The organism is Desmonostoc vinosum, from assembly GCF_059505385.1.
Map to the genome: position 1 here is coordinate 22,913 of NZ_JCACKM010000091.1, position 6,000 is coordinate 28,912.

The 6,000-nt window shown below is 45.0% G+C and carries 4 protein-coding genes; all 4 read left to right on the top strand.

Going from position 1 to position 6,000, the window contains the following annotated elements; all coding sequences use genetic code 11:
* Positions 1–225: 225 nt before the first annotated feature.
* The 4 genes from AC5JMF_RS15470 to AC5JMF_RS15485 all read left to right on the top strand — a co-directional run bounded on the left by AC5JMF_RS15470 (position 226) and on the right by AC5JMF_RS15485 (position 5,862).
* Positions 226–1,605 carry a CmpA/NrtA family ABC transporter substrate-binding protein gene (locus AC5JMF_RS15470; RefSeq protein ID WP_495796612.1) on the top strand — a complete coding sequence of 460 codons (1,380 nt, stop codon included), beginning with the start codon at positions 226–228 and terminating at the stop codon, positions 1,603–1,605.
* A gap of 106 nt (positions 1,606–1,711) precedes the next feature.
* On the top strand, positions 1,712–2,551 hold the full coding sequence (ntrB, locus tag AC5JMF_RS15475) for a nitrate ABC transporter permease (protein WP_495796613.1): 840 nt from the start codon (positions 1,712–1,714) through the stop codon (positions 2,549–2,551).
* A 183-nt stretch (positions 2,552–2,734) separates the two neighbouring features.
* Positions 2,735–4,741: an ABC transporter ATP-binding/substrate-binding protein gene (locus AC5JMF_RS15480; protein WP_495796614.1), complete on the top strand. Its 2,007-nt coding sequence runs from the start codon at positions 2,735–2,737 to the stop codon at positions 4,739–4,741.
* 251 nt (positions 4,742–4,992) lie between these two features.
* Positions 4,993–5,862 (top strand): nitrate ABC transporter ATP-binding protein, encoded by an 870-nt coding sequence (locus tag AC5JMF_RS15485; protein ID WP_495796615.1) that lies wholly within the window; start codon positions 4,993–4,995, stop codon positions 5,860–5,862.
* The last annotated feature ends 138 nt before the right edge of the window (positions 5,863–6,000 follow it).

The following is a 6,000-nucleotide window of genomic DNA, read 5'->3' on the forward strand; positions in this document are numbered from 1 at the left end:
TAATTTCAACAAGCTTAGTGATGGCTCACATTCACCACGCAAAAATTAAATAAAGTTAACAAAGTGTTCACCCAAATAGTCGAGGTCGCCTTTTCTGTTAAGAAAGGGTTGAATTTACCTAACTATCTATAGCTTGGAATTTTGTTTGATAGCGCAAGAGACATGAGTTTTCTGTTGCCCAGATTGTTATGTCTAAAAAATAAAATTTTTGTTTTAGGAGATATTATGACTGAATTTTTTAATCAATTTTCTCGGCGCAAATTTATATTAACAGCAGGAGCATCAGCGGGTGCTGTATTCCTCAAAGGCTGCTTAGGAAATCCCCCTGATAGCTTGACTGGTGGTAGCAGTCAATCACAGCCAACAGCAGTATCTGTAGCTAATCTGAGTCCTGAGCAAAAACCAGAAACTACCACAGTTAAATTAGGATATATCCCAATTGTAGAAGCGGCTCCTTTAATTATTGCCAAAGAAAAAGGCTTCTTTGCGAAGTATGGCATGACCGATGTTAATCTTTCCAAACAAGCTTCTTGGGGTTCAGCTAGAGATAACGTAGAAATTGGTGCTGTTGGTGGTGGTATTGATGGCGGGCAGTGGCAGATGCCAATGCCACATTTAATTACAGAAGGTTTAATTACCAAAGGCAATCAAAAAATCCCCATGTATGTATTATGTCAACTAATTACACATGGAAATGGGATTGCGATCGCCAGTAAACACCAAGGCAAAGGTATCAATTTACAACTTGCTAGTGCTAAATCTTTATTCACAGAACTCAAATCCTCAACACCCTTTACCGCTGCATTCACCTTTCCCCACGTCAACCAAGACTTATGGATTCGTTATTGGTTAGCTGCTGGCGGCTTAGATCCTGATGCAGATGTCAAACTGCTGACAGTTCCCGCAGCGCAAACCGTTGCCAACATGAAAACAGGCACAATGGATGCCTTTAGTACCGGCGATCCTTGGCCTTACCGCCTCGTCAAAGACAAAATTGGCTATGTCGCCGCCTTAACCGCAGAGATTTGGAAAAATCACCCCGAAGAATATTTGGCCATGAGGGCTGACTGGGTTGATAAAAATCCCAAAGCCACCAAAGCAATTTTAAAAGGAATCATGGAGGCCCAGCAGTGGTTAGATAACTTTAATAACCGCAAAGAAGCAGCTCAAATTCTTGCATCTCGCAATTATTTCAACCTACCAGCCGAAATTTTGATAGACCCCTACCAAGGTAAATATGACATGGGTGATGGTCGCAAAATCGATGATAAATCCATGGCTGCTTACTATTGGAAAGACGAAAAAGGTAGCGTTTCTTATCCCTACAAGAGTCATGATTTATGGTTCATTACCGAAAACGTTCGTTGGGGATTTTTACCAAAAGATTACATTGCCAATAACGCCGCCAAAGCTAAAGAACTCATTAATAAAGTCAACCGCGAAGATATTTGGAAAGAAGCCGCCAAAGAAGCAGGTATCGCCACCGCCGACATTCCCACAAACACATCTCGCGGCGTAGAAGAGTTTTTTGATGGTATCAAGTTTGACCCAGAGAACCCAGAAGCATATCTGAAGAATCTCAAAATCAAGAAAGTCAGTGTTTAGTCATTGTGAAAGTCTGTAGTTAGTGCTTTAGCACTAAAGTCCTGACTACAAACTATACGAAAACTGACACATATTAGCTAACCTAAATTCGAGGAGAACAGATTACATGACCGTCGCGCAAAAACGCCCTGCAAGCCCTAAGTTTGATAATGGCTTTGTATCCCGTCTGCAAAAACAATTTCCTGAACTCGTCCCACCAGTTCTTGCTATACTAATTTTCTTAGGTATTTGGCAGTTGTTTTCTTGGATTCCTGGCGCTACATTACCAGGGCCAATACAAGTTATTCAAGACACTTGGGTATTAATTTTCTGGCCTTTTTATGACCGAGGCGGTATAGATAAAGGTTTATTTTGGCAGATTCTCGCCAGCCTCAAACGCGTTGCAATTAGTTATACCTTAGCGGCAATTGTTGGTATTGGCTTGGGCGTTTTGATTGGTGTTAATAAAACAATGTCCAAAGCTTTAGACCCCATCTTTCAGTTATTGCGGACTGTACCACCTTTGGCTTGGGTACCAATTTCTCTGGCAGCATTACGACAAAACGAACCAGCAGCCCTCTTTGTAATTTTCATCACCGCAATTTGGCCCATCTTAATTAATACTGCTGTCGGCGTTACCCAAATTCCCCAAGATTACAACAACGTTGCCAAAGTTCTACAACTCAACAAAAAAGAATATTTCACCAACATTTTAATTCCTGCTGCCTTACCATACATTTTCACAGGTTTGAGAATTGCGATCGGTTTAGCTTGGTTAGCAATTATCGCCGCCGAAATCGTCATGTCTGGTATCGTCGGCATTGGCTTCTTTATCTGGGATGCCTATCAAAATAACAACGTCAGCGAGGTAATTTTAGCTCTAGTTTACATCGGCGTTGTCGGTCTTTTGCTAGATAAATTAATGGCTTGGATTCAAAATAAAATTTTACCCGCAGAACAGAAGTAGGGACTGGGGACTGGGAAAGAACTATTGTAATTCCCATTCCCTGTGGGCTGAGCGAAGTCGTACCCTTCGGGATCTTGCTACGCGTAGCGTCTCGCAGAGAAGCCCAATTCCCCATTCCCCATTCCCCGTGGGCTGAGCGAAGTCGTACCCCAATTCCCCTAATCCCCAATCCCCAAAATTATTATGTCTGTATTCGTCGCTGTTGACCAAATTGATAAAGTTTTTAACTTAACTGGTGGTGGCAAGTATATCGCCCTCAAAGGTATTGACCTCCAAATTAAAAAAGGAGAATTCGTTTCTTTGATTGGTCACTCCGGTTGTGGTAAATCTACTCTCTTAAATATGATCGCGGGTTTGGATTTACCCACTGATGGTATTGTGACTCTGGAAGGACAAAGAATTAGTAAACCAGGGCCTGACCGGATGGTGGTGTTTCAAAATTATTCGCTGTTGCCTTGGCGGACAGTCAGAGAAAATATTGCCCTGGCTGTAGACTCGGTAATGAAGGGTTTACCTGCACCGGAACGCAATGCAATTATTGAGAAACACATCGATATGGTGGGGTTGCGTCCCCATGCTGACAAACAGCCCGGTATGTTATCGGGTGGACAAAAACAACGTGTAGCGATCGCCCGCGCTTTAGCAATCCGTCCCAAGTTACTATTATTAGATGAACCTTTTGGGGCGTTGGATGCACTCACACGCGGCAATTTGCAAGAACAATTAATGCAAATCTGCGAAGAAAATGAAGTAACCGCCGTGATGGTGACACACGATGTCGATGAGGCGGTGCTGTTATCTGACAGAATTGTCATGTTAACCAATGGCCCCGAATCCAAAATTGGTGACATCCTAGAAGTAGATATCCCCAGACCCCGCAAGCGGATGGAAGTAGTTGAACATCCCAGTTACTACAGCTTGCGGAGTGAGATGATTTACTTCCTCAACCAGCAGAAACGCATCAAGAAAATTCGGGCCAGAAAAACAGCGGCGATCGCTCGTCATGGTTTAGAAAAAGTTAACCTAGATATTGGCTTCTTACCTCTAACTGCTTGCGCCCCCTTAGCAGTCGCCAAGGAAAAAGGTTTCTTTACCAAGCATGGTTTAGATGAAGTCAACCTCGTGCGGGAAAGCAGCTGGCGGGGTATTGTTGATGGCATGACTGGCGGTTATTTAGATGCTGCACAAATGCCTTCGGGGATGCCAATGTGGCTAACACTGGGAGGACACAACAATCAACCTCTGCCAGTCGTCACCGCCTTGACGATGACGCGTAACGGTAATGCCATCACCTTGGCAAAACGCTTTTATGACCAAGGCGTGCAAACCCTATCAGACTTCAAAAATTACTTGCTTCGTACCCGTGACCAACGTCACACAATGGGGGTAGTGCATCCCGCATCCATGCACAATTTACTGCTGCGTTACTGGCTAGCAGCTGGGGGAATTGACCCAGACTTCGATGTAGACATGAAGACAATTCCCCCAGCCCAGATGGTAGCCGACTTGCGAAGTGGCAGTATAGATGGTTACTGCGTGGGTGAACCTTGGAACTATCGCGCCGCCGTTGAAGGTGTGGGCTTTACCATTGCTACCGACTTAGAAGTTTGGCTAGGACACCCCGGTAAAGTTCTCGGTGTGCGGGAAGATTGGGCAGAAAATCATCCCAACACCCACATTGCCTTAACCAAAGCCTTATTAGAAGCTTGCTATTACTGTGCAATTCACGACAATGCTGAAGAAGTGCGGCAAATATTAGCCCGACGCGAATATGTCAGCACAGATCTTGAGTATATCCAACTCGAAGATCCCAACAGCCTTGTCTGTGACTTAGACCATCCACTCAGGCAATACGCCCACCACCAGTTTTATTCTGAGTCTGCCATTAACCGTCCCAGCCGCACCGAACAAATTTGGATTATGAGTCAACTAGCGCGTTGGGGTGACACTCCCTTCCCCAGAAACTGGGTAGAAGTTGTCGAACGCGTTTGTCGAGTGCGTGTATTTAGCACCGCAGCGCGGGAATTAGGCTTAGATATCAGCTACATTCGCCAACCCATCAAACTCTTCGATGGTACTCCCTTTAATGCCGACGACCCAATCACCTATCTCAACAACTTGCCAATTAAACGTGATTTCTCAGTCGCCGAAGTAATTCTCGATTCCCCCGTGAGGAGAGTCGCGTCGTAGAGGAGTAAGAAGATGAGGGGGATGAGAAAGAAATTTTCTTCGCGTCCCCGCGTCCTCTTCCCCAGTCACGCCAGTTCGCTCAACGGAGGACGCCTCCGCACGCGACATCATGTCAGGCTAATCACTTATCATAAAAGTTTCTCCGCGTCCCCGCGTCTCCCTATCTCCGCGTCAGCCAAATCATAAGTCTTTAAACGGACATGATATGACTGGCTCCCCAGTCCCATAAATTTATTAAACCCAAAACAGCCATGCAAAACCGCACTTCTAGAGTAACCGACATGCCTAGAGAAGAACTAGGAAAACCATTAGTCACTACAACCATCAGCCGCCAACCTTTTCTAGAAATTAAAGATGTCTCTAAGATTTATCCCACCAAAAAAGGCCCCTTCACCGTCCTCGACGGTGTTAACCTCAACGTAGAACAAGGCGAATTTATTTGCGTCATCGGTCACTCTGGCTGTGGCAAATCGACGCTGCTAAATATGGTATCCGGTTTTAACTTTCCTACCTCCGGGCAAGTCTTATTAGAAGGACAGCCAATTACTAAACCAGGCCCAGACAGAATGGTTGTCTTTCAAAACTATGCCTTGCTACCTTGGCGGACTGCTTTTGAAAATATTTACCTTGCCGTTAACGCCGTTTATCCCAATAAACCCGAAGCTGAAAAAAGAGCGATCGTCCGCGATAATTTAGCAATGGTGGGATTAGCCGATGCCATGGAAAAGAAACCTATGCAAATGTCTGGTGGTATGAGACAAAGGGTTTCTATTGCCCGTGCTTTGTCAATTCGTCCCAAAGTTTTAATTTTAGATGAACCCTTTGGGGCGCTAGATGCCATCACCAAAGAAGAATTACAAGAAGAATTGCTAAAAATTTGGAACGATAACCGCTGCACAGTGTTAATGATTACCCACGACATCGATGAGGCATTATTTTTAGCAGACAAATTGGTCATGATGACCAACGGCCCCCATGCCAAAATTGGTGAAGTCATGGAAATTCCCTTTCCTCGTCCCCGCGATCGCGCCCGCATCATGGAAGATCCAGAATACTATAAACTACGTAACTATGCTCTAGATTTTCTCTTCAACCGCTTCGCCCATGATGACGTTGGTTAGTAATTCGTAATTCGTAATGACGCGACGCTCCTGTGTCGCTCTAAGCGAAGCTATGCCGTAGGCTTTACGCTGACGCTCGTACCGACGCTCGAGGACTCGCTCTAAGCGAAGCTATGCCGCAGGCTTTACGCTGCGCTA

Bases quoted from the DNA above. Each gene is read 5' to 3' on its own strand.
- AC5JMF_RS15470 (WP_495796612.1), top strand. From the start codon at position 226: ATGACTGAATTTTTTAATCAATTTTCTCGGCGCAAATTTATATTAACA.
- AC5JMF_RS15485 (WP_495796615.1), top strand. From the start codon at position 4,993: ATGCAAAACCGCACTTCTAGAGTAACCGACATGCCTAGAGAAGAACTA.
- AC5JMF_RS15480 (WP_495796614.1), top strand. From the start codon at position 2,735: ATGTCTGTATTCGTCGCTGTTGACCAAATTGATAAAGTTTTTAACTTA.
- ntrB (WP_495796613.1), top strand. From the start codon at position 1,712: ATGACCGTCGCGCAAAAACGCCCTGCAAGCCCTAAGTTTGATAATGGC.